The following is a 19024-nucleotide window of genomic DNA, read 5'->3' as shown; positions in this document are numbered from 1 at the left end:
GTCCCAGGCGCGTCGGCGGCTTTCTCTGGCGCCGCGGCAGCGGCCACCTCCTGCATATCACCCGGCGTGGTGAATACCCAGCGCCAGGTATCCCCGTTTTCCATCGTCAACGTAACCTCCACGCCGTCCGGCAGATGGGCGGCGTCGCTCCAGCTTTTCAGCCAGCCCTGACGATAAAACCGCCACTGCAATGATTTAACGCCGCTGACAATCGGCACTTCGTCAGGCTTAACGTCCGCCGGGCCGTCAATGACCGGCCAGACGTCGCGATACAAACGCCCCTCTTCCAGCCGCCAGCGCACGCGCTCCAGCTGGACCGTTCCGCTCACGCCATTCAGGGTGGTCAGTTCAAGGGCATCGCCCGCCTGACGAAACAGCTCCGGCTCATTACGCGGGGCGCGCGCCTGAAGCTGGAAAAAATCACGCTCCATCAGACTCCAGGCGCGCTGAAGCTGGTTGAGCTTTGCGGCGCTGGCATCCGTCGCCGAGCTGGTACGCATCGCGCCGTCCAGAATTTGCCAGGCCAGGGTGCTGATCACCGCGAAGATAGTCAGCGCAATCATGATCTCCAGCAGGGTAAATCCGCGCTGGCGTCGCATTTTCTTCACTTGCTCTCTCCCGGCGGAATGATATGCAGGGAAATAACCGGCTGGCTCTCATCGCCTTCCGCATACACGCGTATTGTATTCGCCCAGACGTTGTCGGCCGTTTTCACCCGCTGCTTACGCCAGTTCCACCTGCGCCCGCCCATGATTTCCGTCCCCTGCTGTTCAGCATCCGGGAAGTCGGTTTTCGTGAGCTGTGCTTCCGCCAGCTGGTTTTCCGCCACCCAACTAGCCTGCAAGGTATCGGCCAGGCCATGGGTAAAACGCACGTTCAGGGAGACCGAGTTCATCAGCGCCAGCGCGGCGGTGGAGAAAATCACCAGAGCGACCATCACCTCCAGCAGCGTCATCCCCTTTTGCTTTTTGTTGCCGTTAGCCATCGTTTTCTACCGATACCGGCGCCGCACCTTGCGACACCACGCGGAAATGGTGCTGTTTGTCATAACTTTGCAGCGTCAGCGTAAAGCGGCTGATTTCACCGTCCGGTAAAAAGATTACCTGCGGCTCGGACGTCACCGTCGCGGCCAGGCGCTGCGGCGAGAGCGACACATGCATCTCTTCCGGAAAATCACCTTTGGTGGAAATGCGTCCGGCAGATAATGGCACCCAGTGACGCTCGCCATTTTCATCGGCGATCGTCACCAGCTGATATTTATCGGTGGCGATCACCAGCCCGACAATATTTCCGTCCATCACCGCACGGTCTGAACCATAATCAACGAGCGCTTTTAATTGCTGGCCAAATATATCCGCGCCGCTGCGCGAAGGAATGGTGGACACCACCATCATGGCGCAACTGGCAAATATCACCAGCGCCAGAATAATTTCCAGCAACGTAAAGCCGCGTTGATTTTTCATTATTTCTCTTTCTTATCCAGAGACCAGTTGGTAATGTCATCGGCGGTATTGGCTTCGCCGTCCGGACCGGCTGAGAAGACGTCCACCGCGCCGTGTTCACCCGGGCTCACCAGCAGATAATCATTGCCCCAGGGGTCCTGCGGCAGGCGACGGATATAGCCGTCCGTGCGGTAGCCGTTCGGGATTGGCGCGATTTCAGGTTTGGTCACCAGCGCCTGCAAACCCTGCTCTGTGGTCGGGTAGCGGTGGTTATCCAGCTTGTACATATCCAGCGAGCCTTCGAGCGCGACAATATCGCTGGTTGCTTTTTGCGTATCGGCTTTTTCCTTATTGCCCATTAAATTTGGCACTACCATACTCGCCAGTACGCCGAGAATAACAATGACCACCATTAATTCGAGCAATGTGAAGCCCGCCTGGCGAGCCAGGTTTTTACGTTTTAAAGCCATGATTTAACCTACCATATTATTAAGTTGCAGAAGCGGTTGTAATATTGAAAGCACGATGAATAAAACAATCGTCGCCATGGATACCACCAGCGCCGGTTCAAAGACCGACAGCGTTAATGTAATTCGATGTTGTAAGGCCGATTCCTGATTTTCCGCCGCGCGATCCATTAAATTACCTAATTCCCCGCTCTCTTCACCGGAGGCAATCATATACAGCATGGTGGGCGGGAATAATTTCGCCTGTTCCAGCGCCGCATACAGCGACGCCCCCTGGCGCACGGTGTCGGCGGCCTGCTCCAGCACCTGCCGGGCATAGCGGTTTTCGATACCGTCCATCGCGATATACATCCCCTCCAGCAGCGGCACGCTACTGGCCTGCAAAATACTCAGGGTACGGATATAGCGGGCGCTGTTGATGGCGCAGACCAGCTTTTTAATCGGCGAGCCGTTCACCAGCCAGCTGTGCCAGCGAAAACGGTTTTTGGCATTCCTCAACCAGGTTTTGAAGCCGATAAAGCCGCCCCCCAGAATGCCCACAATATAAATGCCCCAGGCTTGCAGGAAATCACTTACCGCAATCAGCGTCCGGGTGGTGATCGGCAGCTGCTGCTTCATGTGAGTGAACTGCTCGATCACCTGCGGCACCACCGCCACCAGCAGGATGCTGATGACCGCGATGGCGACCACGGTGAGGGTTATCGGGTAGACCATCGCCTGCGTCAGCTTGCTTTTCATCTTCTGGCGCTGCTCGTTGTACTCCGCCAGCTTCTCCAGCACGTCGCCCAGGTGACCGGTTTTCTCCCCGGCCATCACCAGCGTGCAGTAAAGCTTGTCGAAGGTGCGCGGGAACTGGCTGAAGGCATCGAACAGGGTGTGGCCTTCCACCACCTTCTCGCGGATCTCCACCACCATCGCCGCCAGCTTTTTGTCTTCCGTCTGCTTCGAGATCGCCTTCAGCGCGCTCTCCAGCGGCAGCGCGGCGTTGACCAGCGTCGAAAGCTGACGGGTAAACATCGACAGCACCGGAGTGGAGAGCTTCACCCCGGTTTTCGCTTTCCCGCCAGCCGCCGTTTCGCGGGTTTCGGTAATGCTGACGGGCATCAGCTTTTGCTCGCGAAGCCACTGGCGAACCTGCTTCTGCCCCTCGGCCTGTAACGTCCCGCGCTGGGTTTTCCCCGCGGCATCCGTCGCTGTCCAGGCGTAGAAAGCCATTATGCATCCCCCCCACGCTCGGCGGTGACGCGCATGACCTCTTCCAGAGACGTCACGCCGCCGATCACCTTCAGCAGCCCGTTTTCACGCAGGCTGTAGGCCTGCTTAAAAAGCTGCGTTTCGAGGGACATTTCGTCCTTATCTTCATGGATGGCGCGGCGCATGGCGCTGTCCACCACCAGAAATTCATGAATACCGGCGCGGCCCTGATAGCCGCTCTGACGGCAGTGTTCGCACCCCACCGCGCGGTAAATCGCTTCTGGCGGCGCGTCCATAAAGCTGAACAGCGCTTTTTCATTGGCGTCCAGCGGACTGGTGGTCCGGCAGTGCGTACACAGCCGACGCACCAGACGCTGGGCAATGACACCGAGCAACGATGAACCGATTAAGAAGGACTCCAGCCCCATATCCCGCAGACGGGTTATCGCCCCTGCGGCACTGTTGGTGTGCAGCGTCGACATCACCAGGTGACCGGTCAGCGACGCCTGCACCGCAATCTGGGCGGTCTCACCGTCACGAATTTCCCCGATCATTACCACGTCCGGGTCCTGACGCAGAATGGCGCGCAGCCCGCGGGCAAAGGTCATGTCCACGCGCGGGTTAACCTGCGTCTGCCCCACCCCTTCCAGCTCGTACTCAATCGGATCTTCCACGGTCAGAATGTTGCGTTCGTGGCCGTTCAGCGCTGAAAGAATGGCGTACAGCGTGGTGCTTTTACCGGAACCCGTCGGGCCGGTAACGAGGATGATCCCGTGCGGGCGTTCGATCAGCCCTTTCAGCTTCTCCAGTTCTTCATCAATCAGCCCCAGCTTGTTGATGTCGGGCTTGAGATTGCTTTTATCGAGCAGGCGCATCACCACGCGCTCGCCGTACTGGGACGGAATGGTCGACACACGCACGTCGATCGCCTTGCGACCGATGCGCAGGGAGATACGGCCATCCTGGGGGAGACGTTTCTCGGCGATGTCGAGTTTCGACATCACCTTGATTCGCGATACCAGCAGCGGGGCGAGCTTACGCGCCGGTTGCAGCACCGGGCGCAGCACGCCGTCAACGCGAAAGCGAATGCTCAGGGTGCGCTCGAAGGTTTCGATATGAATATCCGACGCGCCGTCCTTCACCGCCTCGCCGAGAATGGCGTTGATCAGGCGGATCACCGGCGAGTTTTCGTCGTTATCGAGCAGATCTTCGTTATCCGGGATCTCCTCGGTTAACGCCATCAGATCGATATCCGCGTCCATGTCGTCCACCAGCTGCTGCGACACGCCGCTGCTCTGCTGCCAGATTTTGGCCAGCATCTCATCAAACGCTTCCGGCGCCAGGGTGATCGGGACGAACGCGCGTCCAAGCACCCGGCGCACCTCCAGCAGTGCTAACGCCGGGGTGTCCTCACGGATATAGACGTCATTGTTGTAAAGCAGAACGCCGTTATATTTTGCGTAGTTGCTGCTACACAGGGATTTACTCAGTTCGTCCACGGTATCCCTCCGCCTTACTCTTTAAACGGATTGCGTGCCGCGGAGGTTTTCACCGGTGCGACGTGAGGGCTTGCTGAAGGAAACGCGGGCAGGACGGCGTTGTCGCTCGGCTCAACAATACCGAGCTTTTTCTCTTCCACGCGCTGCATCTGGCGCACCCGGATCTGGTCATATTTCTCTTTCGAGGCTGCGCTGTAGTTGTCGTCGTCACGCAGGACGGTGGTATGAATAAACACCATCAGGTTGCGTTTAGAGGTATCCTGCGAGGTGTAGCGGAACAGCTGCCCGACCAGCGGGATATCGCCGAGCAGCGGCACTTTGGAGACGGACTGTTTGGTCACATTTTCCATCAGGCCGCCGAGCACCACCGTCTGGCCACTGTGAACCATCACTTCGTTATTGATCGTGCGCGTGTTGAAGGTTGGGCCGAGGCTGGAATCTTCCGTCGCGCTGTTGTCAACGCTGGACACTTCCTGCTCAATCTTCAGGTGGATCATGTCGCCATCGTTGATTTGCGGCACAATCTTCAGCTTGGTACCGACGGTTTTACGCTCAACGGAGTTAAACACGTTGTCGCCGCTGGTGGTTTGCGAACCGGAAAGCACCGGCACATCCTGACCGACGTTGAATGACGCTTCTTTGTTATCCAGCGTGACCACGCTTGGCGTGGAGAGGATGTCGTTTTTGCCGTTGGTGGAGAGCGCGGTCATCAGCGCACCGAAATCACCGTTAAAGAAGCCGGTCGCAAGGCCCGTGAAGCTCGCCCCTTTCATGGTGCCATTTTTAATCTGGCTGATTGGCAGGCCGGTAGCGCCAAACTGCACGCCGCCGTGCTTGCTGGTCCACTGCACCCCAAGATCCAGGCCGTTGCCGTCCTGCACTTCGGCAATGATCGCTTCCACCAGCACCTGCGGACGGCGAATATCCAGCTTGTCGATCACCTTCTCCAGGGAGTTCATCACATTAGGCTGCGCGGTGATCACCAGGGAGTTGGTTGACTCGTCGGCGGTGATATTCAGATCGGTTGAGGCGCTCGCGGTTTTCGCTTTGGCCGCGCCCGGCTTGTCTTTCAGCTGCTCGCCAATCCCGGTCAGCACCGGCACCACTTTGGTGGCGCTGGCATATTTGAGGTAGAAGACGCGGGTGTTCCCCTCGTTATTCTGCTCGCGATCCAGCTGATGGATAAGGGAACGGGTACGCGCGCGCGCATCTTCCGAACCGCTGATCACCAGGCTGTTGGTTTCGTCATCCGCCACCACCTTGGTCGCCAGCTGCGGCGCGTTCTGCCCTTTCTGCTCTTCGTTGTTGAGGTTGTTCAACATATCCGAAAGTTCTTTGGCAGAGGCAAAGCGCAGCGGGATGATTTCGCGGCGCTGAATACCGTCTTTATCGACGCGCTGCACCAGATCCACCAGGCGGTTCACCACCGAGGCTTTACCGGTTAACAGCAGGACGTTGGACGGCTCAAAGTGCACCACGTTCCCGATGCCAGTGGCATCGTTGAGTTGACGCAGCAGCGGGGCCAGCTCGCGAACGGGTACGTTTTCCATGCGCACCACGCGGGTGATGATCTCATCACCTTTGCCCGGGTTCTTGCTGTCTGCCAGCGGCGCACCGGCGGTACGCGCCACGCTTGAGCGCACCACTTTGACCATGCCGTTGTCCAACGGGATCACCGACAGGCCGTAGAGATCCAGCACGCTCAGAAAGAATTGGTAGTACTCATCTTCCGTCAGCACGTTGTAGGTTCGGACCGAGACGGTGCCCTGGACGGACGGGTCGACCAGAATGGTTTTGTTGAGATTGCGGCCTACCGTATCGATAAACTCGCGAATATCAGTATTTTTAAAACTCGCGCTAAAGTTAGCTGCAAGCAGCGAACTGGAATATAACGACAATGCGGTCAGCGCCACGCACGCCCAGGGAAATTTTTTCATGTCTGCACACTTGTTAATTGTTTAGAACATTAACCCGAATATTTTCAAGGTGAGCGTGACGCCGCACGACGACATCCGCTTCTTTCATTTTCGACCAGTTGGCAATAATGCTTTTCGCTTTTGCTTCATCGGTCATATCGACAGAGTTAACCTGAACCGCTACATCGCCTTTTTCCAGACCTGACTGACTGTAAAAGGCGGAGGCATTCCTTGGATTTATCCTGTAGCCTTCCAGTCGGCCTTTTTCAATGATGGGTTTTAACACCAGATAATCATCAAGATGCAAACTTTCTGCGCCAGCATCTTTCGTCGATTTTGTAACCGGGCCGCTATCCACGCCCCCCTTAAAATAGTCCGGTTTATTTAACGCCAGTACCTGCGTAGCACCTTCATAATTAACCACCACATTATCTTTGTTTATTTCCTGAATAAATGCGTCGTTAAATCCGGCGAGAGGTTCACCCTCACGGTAGCTTCGCTGACCGCCTGGGGTTTTGATAACAGCAAAGGAGAGCCAGGCGTCATCACTGCGTACAATGCCCTCTATCTCCGCTGCCAGCGGGGCTTTTGCCGCATCCACTAAGTTTTCCTGACGGACGGCAGCCGTAAAAAGCGTGAAGGGTTTATCTTCGCGCGTTTTTTTCAGCGGCTGTAGATCAGCTTTAGCCAACTTATTCGTAACTTTTTTATAATCTTTTAAGGTGAGATACCCTTGCTGGCCGCTAAAAATGAGCAGCACAAACATAATACAAGGCGTTACCCACCGTGACAGAAATGAGAACCTCATTTTTTATCCGGCCTATAGCAAAGCAAAAATAAGCAGCGTCATACTGCGCCAATATGGAGGAAAATAGTAATAAGCTGTTGCAAATACGACCACTGACTTCGCCACCAACTTTCATACAGAAAAATATTGACCGTATAAAATCCAGATGTTAGGCGCGGCCAGCTGGATATTTTTACCCTGTCTGCAAATTGACCGCTCAGGGGCATTACCTTACTTTCTGCTGCTGTTGCTATTCCTAATCAGAGACGGTCAGTCGTTATGTATCAGAGCCACTTTAATTTTAAAAATCCGCCATTCAGGACAATCACCCGTTTATCCGGTGATTTTCTGGTGCCTTATCATCAGGACGTGTTCAACCTGCTGAAAGAGAAAACCCAGCTGGCGGGTATTATCGGGCTTTTTTGCGACGACGCTCCGCTTCTGAGCCACTTCATCGACGCGCTGAAAGCCAGCAGCAATACCGTTATTGCCATCAACGCGTTTCCCAAACTGAGTGCCAGTAGCCTGCTGTACAAACTCAACCCGGGAACGAAAGCGATTAAAGATCGCATGCAGGCGGTGGATGCCGTCCTGCGCCAGTGGCAGGAGGGGAAAGCAAAATCCAGAGTGCTGACCATCGCCCATTCCGAAGCCATGAAGGAGAGCTGCCGTGAAGTCCTGGGAACGCTGCTCACGCGCGCCCAGGAGCTGAACTTCCGGCTCGCCGTGGTGCTGACGGGTGCTGCGGATCAGGAACGCCTGCTAAAGCAACCTGAACTGCGCGAATATACGCACACACATCATGTCCTGCGCCCCCTCACCTGCCGCGAATACCTGAGCTATGTGCAGGCGCAGTGCGAAGAACACGACTGTGAACATTCGCCGTTGCCGCCTGCCCGCGTGCGCAAAATGCACACGCTGACCAAAGGCAACATCAGCAAACTGAACGCGCTGGCACACCTGTCAATGCTCGCCGCCTGGACGGAACGCGCGGCACAGGTCAGCCCACGCCATTTACGTCTGGCGGCGGGAGAGATCCTGCCCGCCAAAAAACACGGTAAGCGCCTGGCAACCGTGGGGCTGTTTGCGTCCGTGCTGTTTGCCGCCTGCGGCTGGTATTTTACCTCGTCGATCGGCGCGCGCCTGCCGATCCAGCTGCCGGTGCCCGTCAGCTGGAAACAGCAGACGCCAAAACCTGAGGCAGCCGTAGTGCCGGTTATCGACAACGAAATAGTTAATCAGCCGGATGCGATGCATCAGCTTTATCTCATGTGGGGGTATGACGCCTCGGCCGACGATGCGCTGTGCCAGAACGCCGCTAAAGTGAACCTGATGTGTAAACAGGGGAACGCGTCCCCGCAGACGCTGGCGCAGGAAGGGTATCCGTGGGTCAGTGAGCTGAAAACCAGCGGTCACCTTAACTATGCAGTGGTCGCCAGGGTCGGAGATACATCAATTGACTTGTTAATGAATAACCGGACCTGGCAGGTAAGCCGCAGCTGGTTTAACCGGCATGCGACCGGCAACTTCACCCAGTTGCACCGCCTGACACCGGAAGGAAAAGACGCGATCGGCACGGCCAGCGACAGCAAAGACATGGTCTGGCTCGATCAGCAGTTAAGCATCGCGTTGAGCCAGCCCGAAACGCATGCCCGGATCTGGACCGCAGAAATGATGAAACGCACCCGCGAGTTCCAGCAAAAAATGCATCTGCACGTGGATGGCATCCCCGGTGAAGAAACGCTGATGCAGCTGATGCGCGTGACCAACAGCACGCCGGGCGTACTGATTCAGGCAACCCGCACCACCCCGGACGCAAAAATGCAGGAGAAGAAAGCCTAATGTCGACCATCTGCCTTGCGGCCCAGCGCAGCTATACAACCGGGGAAGCGGTCTGGTTTTCGTACCGCCTCCCCAGCCTGAAAAACGTATTCGGCAAAACAGCGTTATGGCTGGTCGGCCTTTGCGCCATGCTGGTTGTCGGCCTGTATATGCACGTCTACTGGAACCTGCGCCACCCGGCACCTGAACCGATCAACGCCAGCGTTGCCAAACCGGAAACGCAGCTTTCGGAAATGCATTACGTGTACGTGAGTAAACCGTTCCCGCATCCGCAGCCTAAAGTTGCGCCAGTGCATGTTGATGTTCCACCGATGCAGGATCTGCCGATCAGCAGTGATGATGCCGACTGGCAGCAGGCGCCCGAGGGCGCGGTGCCGCACGATACCTCGCGGGATACCTTACCCGGAACCGAGGCGCATGAGCACGATATCGCCCCCGCCAGCACGAGCAGTGAAGAGTCATCATTAACGGAATTATTTAAGCAGGCATTAAAAGAGCAGGAGCAGGATTATTCTCAAGGAAAAATTCCCGCGCCGCCGGTTGACGAAACGCAGGATAATTCACAAGCGAGTGTAAAAAACAGTGGAAATAGCCGTTCTCCTTTGAGTGAGAAAGGAGAACAGCGGGAGTAAGTATTAATATTTTTCAGGCAGTGCGGTGAGGTTAAGCAATCGACCTTTTTCCACCACAATATATTGACCTTTTTTCAGATCAGAAAGGATTTTGATAATAGTACTACGTGCGAGGTTAGTGTATTCCTGAATGTAATCATAAACGTTAATATCACGTTGCTGATGAACAGTCAGATCGTTAATCTCATATAAAAATTCACGAACAACAGAATACGCACTGCGGGCAACCAGAACATCATCACGTTTGCTCATCACGCATATGTACCAGGAAAGGACTTTGGTCAGGTCAGGCCACAGATTTTTTTCGGTCATCAGCTGGGCGAAGACCTCTTTCTTGATCGAGCGAACGACCGTATTCGTCCGGACAAGGCCGTACATATGGGTGGCGTTGTAATACATTGACGATAGGCCGAAAAGGCATTGTCCGGTGACAGTAAACATGCACAGTTCGTCAGATTCACGTCGAAATTCGACTTCGCCGCTGACGATGACATGAATGTAACCGGAATCAGTAGTGGAAATTTTCTGCCATTTCTTTAACGTTTTTTCTTCAACGCCTGCGGTTGCAGAAATAATTCTTTCCATTTCATATTGTGGACGTAATTTTTTTCCATAGATGCTTAACATTGTTATACCCGATTTAAGATGTGATTTTTTAAAATAAGATGGCCGCGGCATTTACGCCGAACCATAAATTTTTACCTGATGAAAATCTCAAGAATAAAAATAAAAGAGTAAAGTTTTTGATTAATTCGCTACATTACTTAGCGCGCTATGTGTCCATCTTAAATCGGGATAATTTTAAGTCAATTAACTAAAAATGAAATGAGTTTGTACTTAGGATTAATCTGATAGAAACTTAAGAAAATATACTCACTCGGGGGTAATCCGAAGGTTTACCCCTGCCCGTATTTCTCTAAAAGTGCTTCGGCAATCGCCATGGTTTCCACATCCGCTACGCCATTCCATAACTGCGGGCGGAAATGCATCTGGAAAACCATGATGATGCGTTTTTGCTGTGCGGGCGTGCTGTTTTCTGGCACCTCGTAACCGTAGCGCGCCAGCAGATCGAGCAGCGCTGCGGTATCAACCTGCTGATAATGCGGTCGGCCGTTGATATAAAAATTCACCCGCGCCGGATCGGGCCAGGCCCCGATACCCTGCTGCGCCAGCTCGCGCCACGGAAACATCGGGCCAGGATCGTCTTTGCGCTGCGGGGCGATATCCGAGTGTGCCACCACGTTCTGCGGTTTTATGTCGTAGCGGGCGATGATGTCTCTGGCAAGCGGGATCAGCGCCGCAATTTGCCCCGGTTCGAAGGGGGTAAAGGTTTTCACGCCATCGGTTTGCCGCCAGCCGCGGTTTTCCAGCTCAATGCCGACGGAGGTATCATTTATGCGGTTGGTGCCACGCCAGAAGCTGATGCCCGCATGCCAGGCCAGCTCGCTCTCCGGGACCAGCTGCCAGATACGCGGTTTGCCCTGTGGAGCTGGGGGCTTTGCGGGAATGAGATAGTGAGAGCTGACGTTTTTATCGGTCAGGGTCGCAAGCGAGGTGTCGAAATCGTCGGCGGTGTAGTGAATAACCAGCACCTTTATACGCGGGTAAGCCGCCTGCGCCTGATGGCGCGTATCCAGCTCGTACGCGCCTTTATCAACGATGCCCTCTTCCGAGGCGCATCCTGCCAGCAATATCGCCAGCAGGAGGGTTGAGAGCGAACGCTTCATCGACGGGTTTTCACCGCCGTACCACTTACGCTCACCATCAGCATGCTGGCATCTTTCCCGACCGTTTCGTAGTCGATATCAATGCCTACCACCGCATCCGCGCCCAGCGATTTGGCCTGCTCGCCCAGCTCCTTAAACGCAATGTCACGCGCTTTACGCAGCTCTTTCTCGTACGCGCCGGAGCGACCCCCGACGATATCCCGAATGCCGGCAAAGAAGTCCCGGAATATGTTCGCGCCCAGAATCGCCTCACCGGTGACCACGCCGCAGTACTCGGTAATCGGTTGACCTTCCAGGGTTGGCGTTGTTGAAAACTGCATACTTTCTCTCCTTCTTTAGCGTTCAATGCGTTAGCAACTGCATTATCGGTTCGTTACGCTATGATTGAAAGGATAGTTAATAAATAAGGAAATCAACATGCGCTACTCTGCTTTAACGCTTTTAGTGCCATGCGCGCTGGTGCTCAGCGCCTGCACAACGCCGGTCACGCCAGCCTTTAAGGATATCGGAACCCGCAGCGGCCCTTGTATTGAGGGTGGCCCGGACGCCGTGGCGCAACAATTTTATGATTACCGTATTCAGCATCGCGGTAATGACCTGACCGCCCTGCGCCCGTACCTGAGCGATAATCTGGCGAAACTGCTCACCGACGCTTCGCGCGATCCGCAGCATAACGCCCTGCTGTCATCCGATCCGTTCTCCAGCCGCGCCACGCTGCCGGACAGCGCCGACGTCGCCAGCGCATCCACCATTCCAAATACTGACGCACGCAATATTCCCCTGCGCGTGAAGCTAACCCAGGGGACGCAAACCTGGCAGGATGAGGTGCTGATGATCCGTGAAGGCCAGTGCTGGGCAGTAGATGATGTACGCTACATTGGCGGCAGCGTTCATGCCCCGGCAGGCACCCTTCGCCAGTCGATTGAGAACCGCTAACGCATCCGTTAAATAAACGTTAACCCCGTAAAATGTCCGGCATTTCAGGCGGAATGCCGACATTTATACTCGCCCCCCTTTCCCGTCGCTATTTTGTGCTATGTTTAAGAGTAAACACGGGTTATATTTAACTTTTAACGCATAAATATTGCATAACTATTCTGTCAACGGTACTATCTGCGGCCTCAATTGCTATAGTTTGCCTGGATGAGTAAAGACTGCCCCGATGAGTATTAAACTAAACGGCATTAACTGCTTCTACGGCGCACACCAGGCGCTGTTCGACATTACGCTGAGTTGCCCGGAGGGCGAAACGCTGGTTTTGCTTGGCCCAAGCGGCGCGGGAAAAAGCTCCCTTCTGCGTGTTTTAAATCTGCTTGAAATGCCCCGTTCGGGAACGCTGGCCATCGCGGGTAACCATTTTGACTTCGCGAAAACCCCTTCTGATAAAGCGATTCGTGAACTGCGTCAAAACGTGGGCATGGTTTTCCAGCAATACAATCTCTGGCCGCATCTGACGGTGGTGCAAAACCTGATTGAAGCCCCGTGCCGCGTGCTTGGCTTAAGCAAAGACCAGGCGATGGCGCGTGCTGAAAAGCTGCTGGAACGTCTGCGTCTGAAACCGTACAGCGACCGTTATCCTCTGCATCTCTCTGGTGGTCAGCAACAGCGTGTGGCGATCGCCCGTGCGCTGATGATGGAGCCAGCGGTGCTGCTGTTCGATGAGCCGACCGCGGCGCTGGATCCGGAAATTACTGCCCAGATCGTGAGTATCATTCGTGAGCTGGCGGAAACCAACATTACCCAGGTCATCGTGACCCACGAGGTGGAAGTGGCGCGCAAAACCGCCAGCCGCGTGGTCTATATGGAAAACGGGTATATCGTTGAGCAGGGTGACGCGAGCTGCTTCACTAACCCGCAAACCGATGCCTTCAAAAACTACTTATCACACTGATGTGTTAGGGAAATTATAATGAAAAAAGTATTGATTGCCGCGCTGCTTGCTAGCGTCAGCCTTTCCGCTACCGCAGCCCAGACCATCCGTTTCGCCACTGAAGCGTCCTACCCTCCGTTTGAATCCATTGATGCGAACAACAAGATTGTTGGCTTCGACGTGGACCTGGCAAATGCCCTGTGTAAAGAGATCGACGCGACCTGTACCTTCAGCAACCAGGCGTTCGACAGCCTGATCCCAAGCCTGAAGTTCCGCCGTATTGACGCCGTAATGGCCGGTATGGACATCACTCCGGAGCGTGAGAAGCAGGTTCTGTTCACCGCCCCTTACTACGACAACTCGGCGCTGTTCATCGGTCAGAAAGGTAAATACGCCTCCTTTGACCTGCTGAAAGGCAAGAAAGTCGGCGTGCAGAACGGCACCACGCACCAGAAATTCATCATGGATAAGCACCCGGAAATCACCACCGTGCCGTATGACAGCTACCAGAATGCGAAACTGGACCTGCAAAACGGTCGTATCGATGCGGTGTTCGGGGATACGGCTGTCGTGACTGAATGGCTGAAAGCGAACGACAAGCTGGCTGCCGTGGGTGACAAGGTGACCGATAAAGACTACTTCGGTACAGGTCTGGGTATTGCCGTACGTCAGGGCAACACCGAGTTGCAGCAGAAATTCAACGCTGCGCTGGAAAAAGTGAAGAAAGACGGCACCTACGAAACCATCTACAAAAAATGGTTCCAGAAGTAATTCCTGATGAATGAAATTTTTCCTTTAGCAAGCGCCGCCGGGATGACCGTCGGCCTTGCCGTTTGTGCACTGATTATCGGCCTCGTACTGGCGATGTTCTTTGCGGTGTGGGAGTCCGTTAAGTGGCGCCCTGTCGCATGGCTCGGTTCAGCGCTGGTGACTGTGCTGCGTGGACTCCCGGAAATTCTGGTGGTCCTGTTTATCTATTTCGGCTCCTCACAGCTGCTGTTAACGCTGTCGGACGGCTTCACGATTAATCTCGGCTTTGCGCAAATCCCGGTGCAGATGCAGATCGAGAACTTCGACGTCAGCCCGTTCCTGTGCGGCGTGATTGCGCTCTCCCTGCTCTATTCAGCCTATGCGTCACAAACGTTGCGCGGCGCGCTGAAAGCGGTGCCACAGGGTCAGTGGGAATCCGGTCAGGCGCTGGGCCTGTCGAAAGCGGCGATCTTCTTCCGCCTGGTGATGCCGCAGATGTGGCGTCATGCCCTGCCAGGGCTGGGTAATCAGTGGCTGGTACTGCTGAAAGATACCGCGCTGGTAAGCCTGATCAGCGTGAACGATTTGATGCTGCAAACCAAAAGTATCGCCACCCGTACGCAGGAGCCGTTTACCTGGTACATCGTCGCGGCGGCAATCTACCTGGTGATCACGTTGCTGAGCCAGTACGTTCTGAAGCGTATTGACCTGCGCGCAACGCGTTTTGAACGGAGACCAGGCTGATGCTGGATTATTTACCCGAACTGATGAAAGGGCTGCACACCAGCCTGACGCTGACCGTCGCGTCTATCATCGTGGCGCTGATCCTGGCGCTGATCTTCACCATCGTCCTGACGCTGAAAACGCCAGTGCTGGTGTGGATTGTACGTGGCTACATTACGCTCTTTACCGGTACGCCGCTGCTGGTGCAAATCTTCCTGATTTACTACGGCCCGGGGCAGTTCCCGTCATTACAGGAATACCCGGTGATCTGGCACCTGCTCTCTGAACCGTGGCTCTGCGCCCTGATTGCCCTCTCGCTGAACAGCGCCGCCTACACCACGCAGCTGTTCTACGGTGCCATTCGCGCGATCCCGGAAGGCCAGTGGCAGTCCTGCGGAGCGCTGGGCATGAGCAAGAAGGATACGCTGGCGATCCTGCTGCCCTATGCCTTTAAGCGCGCGCTCTCTTCCTATTCCAACGAAGTCGTTCTGGTGTTCAAAAGCACCTCACTGGCCTACACCATCACCCTGATGGAAGTGATGGGCCACGGACAGCTGCTGTACGGACGCACCTACGACGTAATGGTGTTCGGTGCGGCGGGTCTGGTCTATCTGGTGGTCAACGGTCTGCTGACGCTGATGATGCGTCTTATCGAGCGTAAGGCGTTAGCGTTTGAGCGCAGGAATTAACCACGCAAATGCATAAAACGGTATTCATGGAGCGGGTAACCTGATGGGTTATCCGCTTTTTTTTGTGATTAAAATAATACTTAATCATTTTTATTGCATATAAATTCATTAACTGGCATTGTACATCCAGGCCGCAGACACGGCGCATCAATAAGACAGACGGGAGCATTACAATGAAAAAGTTAGTTCTGGCCGCATTACTCGCAACCTTCGCCGCTGGCGCATCCGCCGCCGATAAAATCAATTTTGGCGTTTCTGCCACCTATCCGCCGTTTGAATCGCTGGATGCCAGCAACCAGATCGTCGGTTTCGACATTGACCTGGCGAAAGCGCTGTGCAAACAGATGCAGGCCGACTGCACCTTTACTAACCACGCGTTTGACAGCCTGATCCCGTCCCTGAAATTTAAAAAATACGATGCGGTGATCTCCGGCATGGACATTACGCCAGAGCGCAGCAAGCAGGTCGCGTTCACCGACCCGTACTACGCGAACTCTGCGGTGGTGATTGCGAAGAAAGGAGCTTATAAATCTTTCGACGAGCTGAAAGGCAAGCGCATCGGCATGGAGAACGGCACCACGCACCAGAAATACCTCCAGGACAAGCATCCTGAAGTGAAAACCGTGGCCTACGACAGCTACCAGAATGCCATTATCGACCTGAAAAATGGCCGTATCGATGGCGTATTTGGCGACACCGCAGTCGTGAATGAGTGGCTGAAAACCAACCCGCAGCTGGGTACAGCGACGGAGAAAGTGACCGATCCGCAGTATTTCGGCACTGGCCTCGGTATTGCCGTGCGTCCGGATAACAAGGCTCTGCTTGAGAAACTGAACGGCGCGCTGAAAGCGATCAAAGCTGACGGTACGTACCAGAAAATCAGCGAGCAGTGGTTCCCTCAGTAATCTCTTTTTGCCGGGTGGTCTGGCCTGCGGGGGTGGTCTGTAGGCCGGATAAGCGCAGCGCCACCCGGCAATTTCTCATAGCGGTACAAAGAACCTGAACCGCGCCCCGCTCACGGACTCCATCAGCCTGATCCCACCGCCGTGCAGCTCCAGCATTCTCTTCACGATTAACAGCCCTAATCCCCCACGGTTCTCTCGCGACGCCTGAGGATTTAACGCTGAAGGCCGCTGGAACAAATCGTCGCGCAGCGAGGCATCTACGCCCGTACCATTGTCTGCCACTTCGACCTGAAGTCGTTCATTCTCCTGCCAGACCGCCAGACGAATTTCTCCGCCGCTCGGCGTATGACGGATGGCGTTATCCAGAAGGTTAGTGACCACGCGCTCGATCATCGACACGTCGGCGTTCACCAGCGGCAATCGCCCCGGCACATCAATACGCAGGTTCACCTCGCGCGTGCGGGCGGTAAGCTCAAACTTCTGCGCCACGTCGGAAATCAGTTCAGCCATGGCAAAACGTTCGCGCTGGGGCTTGATGCCGCCGTGCTCAAGACGCGCCAGCTCGAACAGCTGCTGCGACAGATGGCGTACCTTTTGCCCCTGACGCAGCGCGGTAGCGAGGTACTGCTGATGCTCCTGCGGCGACAGCGTGGCGGATTTGAGCGACAGCGTTTCCAGATAACCCAGCAGCGACGTCAGCGGGGTGCGTAAGTCGTGCGAAATGTTGGCGATAAACTCCCGGCGCTGGCGGTCGCTGTCGGCCAGCCGATCCCACTGAGAGGTGATTTTGCGCGCCAGCTCGATAAAGGTATTGCGCAGGATCGCCACTTCATCCTGGCCGGCAGGCTCAAGCGGCTGGGCCGCCAGCTGCTTAATCGCGCTGATGCTGTCCTGCTCCAGCCCGGCCACGTCCAGCGTGAGCTCTTTAACCGGGCGCGTCACCCAGTACCAGAGCAGCACCCCCGCCAGCAGACCAAACAGCGCCACCAGCAGCATCGACCACAGCGCCGTACTCCAGAGCGCTTTGTGCCAGGCCATCTCCGCCAGCGCGTTGGACTCTTCCCCCTGCAAAATAATGTACAGATACCCCTTCAGCTCGCCGTCCTGCCGCAGCGGGGTGGCGCTGAAGACTTTCTTATTCTGGCTTCGGGGATCGTCGCCAAACACCGGCATCACCGTCCCGCTCAGGAAATTCTGTATCGGCGCGAGGTCAATTTTTTGCCGCTGAATGTGCCCCGGCGGGGCGGCATCGGCCAGGATATCGCCATCAGGCGAGACAACATACAGCTCGACGCTCGGATTAAAGGTCATCAGCCGGTCGAACAGCGGTTTTAAGGCGCTGCGATCCACCCTGCCCTGCGAATCCAGAATCGCTTCCCGCTGCACAATCTGCTGCGCCAGCCCGCCGGAGAGCCGCTGCACCATCGCGTTGCCGTACTGCATGCTACTGTAGAGCTGCACCGCACAGGCGACGGTGGCGCAGAGCAGCAGTAACACCGTAAACAGCAGCGTCAGGCGCTGGCTCAGGCTAAAGCGACGCATCATGATTCTGCTCCGCAAATTTGTAGCCTTTGCCCCAGACGGTGCGAACGATCTCCGGCTCGGCGGCATCTTTTTCTATTTTGATGCGCAGGCGGTTAATATGGGTGTTGACGGTGTGTTCGTAGCCTTCGTGCTGATACCCCCACACCTGCTCCAGCAATGCCAGACGTGAAAAGACCTCTCCAGGATGGCGAGCAAAAAAATAGAGCAGTTCAAATTCACGCGGAGTGAGATCGACGTGTTGACCGTTAAGACGCACGGTGCGCGCCAGCGGATCGATAGTCAGACCGTGCGCCTGAATAATGCCGTCCGTCTGCGCCTGGCCCATCGCCTGCTGTCGGCGGAACAGCGCCTTAATGCGGGCAATCAGCTCCTGCACCGAGAAAGGTTTTGCCAGATAATCATCCGCCCCGGTTTCCAGGCCGGTAATACGGTCAGTTTCACTGCTGCGGGCGCTAATGATGATAATGGGCAGGTAACGGGTCATCTGGCGGATACGGCGGCAAATCTCCAGACCATCAACATTCGGCAGCATCAGATCGAGGATCACCGCGTCCCACGGCTGTGTTTCAAGACGCTGTAAGGCGTTGCCCCCGTCGGGCTCGTGGGTAATGGCGTAGCCTTCATCTTCCAGGTTAAGACGCAGGAGTGCCGCGATATCGTGGTCATCTTCTACCAGCAGGATCTGCTTCATGGGTAAGCCTTTATTTGTTTCTCATGGCTTAAGCTTACCCGATTTCACCGGGGGGAAGAGTTCACATTTTGTTGAACATTGTGTGGGGTTTATGCCGGGGGGCGGCTTCGCCTTACCCGGCCTACGCTTTGGTTAACAACGTCAACACTTCATAATGGGCGGTATGGGGGAACATATCGAAAAGCTGAACGCGCGCGATGCGGTAGCCCGGCAGGCTGGCGATATCCTTCGCCATGGTCTGCGCGTTACAGCTGGAGTAGACGATGTACTCCGGCGCCATCTGGCTCAGGTAGTCGCAGAGCGCCTGGCCGATGCCCCGGCGCGGCGGGTTCACCAGCACCAGCT

General features: G+C 55.5%; 21 protein-coding genes and 1 pseudogene. 8 read left to right on the top strand and 14 right to left on the bottom strand.

Translation table 11 applies throughout. The features are described 5' to 3' along the window. The 8 genes from gspJ to gspC all read right to left on the bottom strand — a co-directional run. The coding region (gspJ, locus tag DD606_RS20530) for a type II secretion system minor pseudopilin GspJ (protein WP_129259049.1) at nucleotides 1-608 on the bottom strand (608 nt) is incomplete at its 3' end. Continuing rightward, nucleotides 605-985: a type II secretion system minor pseudopilin GspI gene (gspI, locus tag DD606_RS20525; RefSeq protein ID WP_023315726.1), complete on the bottom strand. Its 381-nt coding sequence runs from the start codon at nucleotides 983-985 to the stop codon at nucleotides 605-607. The genes gspJ and gspI, both read right to left, overlap by 4 nt. Next, a complete protein-coding gene (gspH, locus tag DD606_RS20520) occupies nucleotides 978-1463 on the bottom strand; it encodes a type II secretion system minor pseudopilin GspH (protein WP_023315725.1) in 486 nt (161 codons plus the stop codon). Before gspH ends, gspI begins: the two co-directional genes overlap by 8 nt. Next, nucleotides 1463-1912, bottom strand: a complete 450-nt coding sequence (gspG, locus tag DD606_RS20515) for a type II secretion system major pseudopilin GspG (protein WP_003858352.1) — start codon at nucleotides 1910-1912, stop codon at nucleotides 1463-1465. Before gspG ends, gspH begins: the two co-directional genes overlap by 1 nt. A 3-nt stretch (nucleotides 1913-1915) precedes the next feature. Next, nucleotides 1916-3124, bottom strand: coding sequence for a type II secretion system inner membrane protein GspF (gene gspF / locus DD606_RS20510; RefSeq protein WP_017384864.1), 1209 nt, complete (start codon nucleotides 3122-3124; stop codon nucleotides 1916-1918). Continuing rightward, nucleotides 3124-4602, bottom strand: coding sequence for a type II secretion system ATPase GspE (gene gspE, locus DD606_RS20505; RefSeq protein ID WP_045337398.1), 1479 nt, complete (start codon nucleotides 4600-4602; stop codon nucleotides 3124-3126). Before gspE ends, gspF begins: the two co-directional genes overlap by 1 nt. A 14-nt stretch (nucleotides 4603-4616) precedes the next feature. After that, complete coding sequence (gspD, locus tag DD606_RS20500; protein ID WP_022650699.1) at nucleotides 4617-6539, bottom strand: type II secretion system secretin GspD; 1923 nt, start codon at nucleotides 6537-6539, stop codon at nucleotides 4617-4619. Between the two features lie 13 nt (nucleotides 6540-6552). Beyond that, on the bottom strand, nucleotides 6553-7284 hold the full coding sequence (gene gspC / locus DD606_RS20495; protein ID WP_103883107.1) for a type II secretion system protein GspC: 732 nt from the start codon (nucleotides 7282-7284) through the stop codon (nucleotides 6553-6555). A 300-nt stretch (nucleotides 7285-7584) separates the two neighbouring features. Here gspC and DD606_RS20490 point away from each other — a divergent pair, with 300 nt between their 5' ends. Beyond that, nucleotides 7585-9147: an ExeA family protein gene (locus DD606_RS20490; protein ID WP_129259047.1), complete on the top strand. Its 1563-nt coding sequence runs from the start codon at nucleotides 7585-7587 to the stop codon at nucleotides 9145-9147. Then, nucleotides 9147-9779: a hypothetical protein gene (locus tag DD606_RS20485; protein WP_045341094.1), complete on the top strand. Its 633-nt coding sequence runs from the start codon at nucleotides 9147-9149 to the stop codon at nucleotides 9777-9779. The genes DD606_RS20490 and DD606_RS20485 overlap by 1 nt, the downstream gene beginning before the upstream one ends. Nucleotides 9780-9782: 3 nt before the next feature. Here the strand turns inward: DD606_RS20485 and DD606_RS20480 are convergent, their stop codons facing one another. The 3 genes from DD606_RS20480 to DD606_RS20470 all read right to left on the bottom strand — a co-directional run bounded on the left by DD606_RS20480 (nucleotide 9783) and on the right by DD606_RS20470 (nucleotide 11826). Continuing rightward, nucleotides 9783-10406: a helix-turn-helix domain-containing protein gene (locus tag DD606_RS20480; RefSeq protein WP_022650695.1), complete on the bottom strand. Its 624-nt coding sequence runs from the start codon at nucleotides 10404-10406 to the stop codon at nucleotides 9783-9785. A 269-nt stretch (nucleotides 10407-10675) separates the two neighbouring features. Beyond that, nucleotides 10676-11506: an N-acetylmuramoyl-L-alanine amidase gene (locus tag DD606_RS20475; RefSeq protein WP_022650694.1), complete on the bottom strand. Its 831-nt coding sequence runs from the start codon at nucleotides 11504-11506 to the stop codon at nucleotides 10676-10678. Beyond that, complete coding sequence (locus DD606_RS20470) at nucleotides 11503-11826, bottom strand: heavy metal-binding domain-containing protein (protein ID WP_032657871.1); 324 nt, start codon at nucleotides 11824-11826, stop codon at nucleotides 11503-11505. Before DD606_RS20470 ends, DD606_RS20475 begins: the two co-directional genes overlap by 4 nt. 97 nt (nucleotides 11827-11923) lie before the next feature. Between DD606_RS20470 and DD606_RS20465 the strand changes: the two genes are divergently transcribed. The 6 genes from DD606_RS20465 (at nucleotide 11924) to artJ (ending at nucleotide 16443) form a co-directional block, all read left to right on the top strand. Next, nucleotides 11924-12442, top strand: coding sequence for a lipoprotein (locus tag DD606_RS20465; RefSeq protein ID WP_023315717.1), 519 nt, complete (start codon nucleotides 11924-11926; stop codon nucleotides 12440-12442). 226 nt (nucleotides 12443-12668) lie between these two features. After that, nucleotides 12669-13397, top strand: coding sequence for an arginine ABC transporter ATP-binding protein ArtP (gene artP, locus DD606_RS20460; RefSeq protein WP_006809439.1), 729 nt, complete (start codon nucleotides 12669-12671; stop codon nucleotides 13395-13397). A gap of 18 nt (nucleotides 13398-13415) precedes the next feature. Next, complete coding sequence (artI, locus tag DD606_RS20455) at nucleotides 13416-14147, top strand: arginine ABC transporter substrate-binding protein ArtI (protein ID WP_129259045.1); 732 nt, start codon at nucleotides 13416-13418, stop codon at nucleotides 14145-14147. A gap of 6 nt (nucleotides 14148-14153) precedes the next feature. Further along, on the top strand, nucleotides 14154-14870 hold the full coding sequence (artQ, locus tag DD606_RS20450; RefSeq protein ID WP_003858367.1) for an arginine ABC transporter permease ArtQ: 717 nt from the start codon (nucleotides 14154-14156) through the stop codon (nucleotides 14868-14870). Beyond that, entirely contained in the window at nucleotides 14870-15538 is a 669-nt protein-coding gene (gene artM / locus DD606_RS20445; RefSeq protein ID WP_003858369.1) for an arginine ABC transporter permease ArtM, read from the top strand. Before artQ ends, artM begins: the two co-directional genes overlap by 1 nt. Before the next feature lie 173 nt (nucleotides 15539-15711). Beyond that, complete coding sequence (gene artJ / locus DD606_RS20435) at nucleotides 15712-16443, top strand: arginine ABC transporter substrate-binding protein ArtJ (RefSeq protein ID WP_015571008.1); 732 nt, start codon at nucleotides 15712-15714, stop codon at nucleotides 16441-16443. 75 nt (nucleotides 16444-16518) lie between these two features. Here the strand turns inward: artJ and DD606_RS20430 are convergent, their stop codons facing one another. The 3 genes and pseudogenes from DD606_RS20430 to rumB all read right to left on the bottom strand — a co-directional run. Continuing rightward, nucleotides 16519-17988 carry a sensor histidine kinase KdpD gene (locus tag DD606_RS20430; RefSeq protein ID WP_022650691.1) on the bottom strand — a complete coding sequence of 490 codons (1470 nt, stop codon included), beginning with the start codon at nucleotides 17986-17988 and terminating at the stop codon, nucleotides 16519-16521. Beyond that, nucleotides 17972-18679, bottom strand: a complete 708-nt coding sequence (locus DD606_RS20425; protein ID WP_022650690.1) for a response regulator transcription factor — start codon at nucleotides 18677-18679, stop codon at nucleotides 17972-17974. The genes DD606_RS20430 and DD606_RS20425 overlap by 17 nt, the downstream gene beginning before the upstream one ends. 121 nt (nucleotides 18680-18800) lie before the next feature. After that, nucleotides 18801-19024, bottom strand: a pseudogene (gene rumB, locus DD606_RS20420) (23S rRNA (uracil(747)-C(5))-methyltransferase); the annotation flags it as partial.

The sequence above is a fragment of the Enterobacter cloacae complex sp. GF14B genome, from assembly GCF_004136805.1.
In the GTDB taxonomy this organism is placed as follows: domain Bacteria; phylum Pseudomonadota; class Gammaproteobacteria; order Enterobacterales; family Enterobacteriaceae; genus Enterobacter; species Enterobacter hormaechei_C.
Note: the sequence above shows the minus strand (reverse complement) of the source record. Positions and strands in the feature narration are given on the sequence as shown.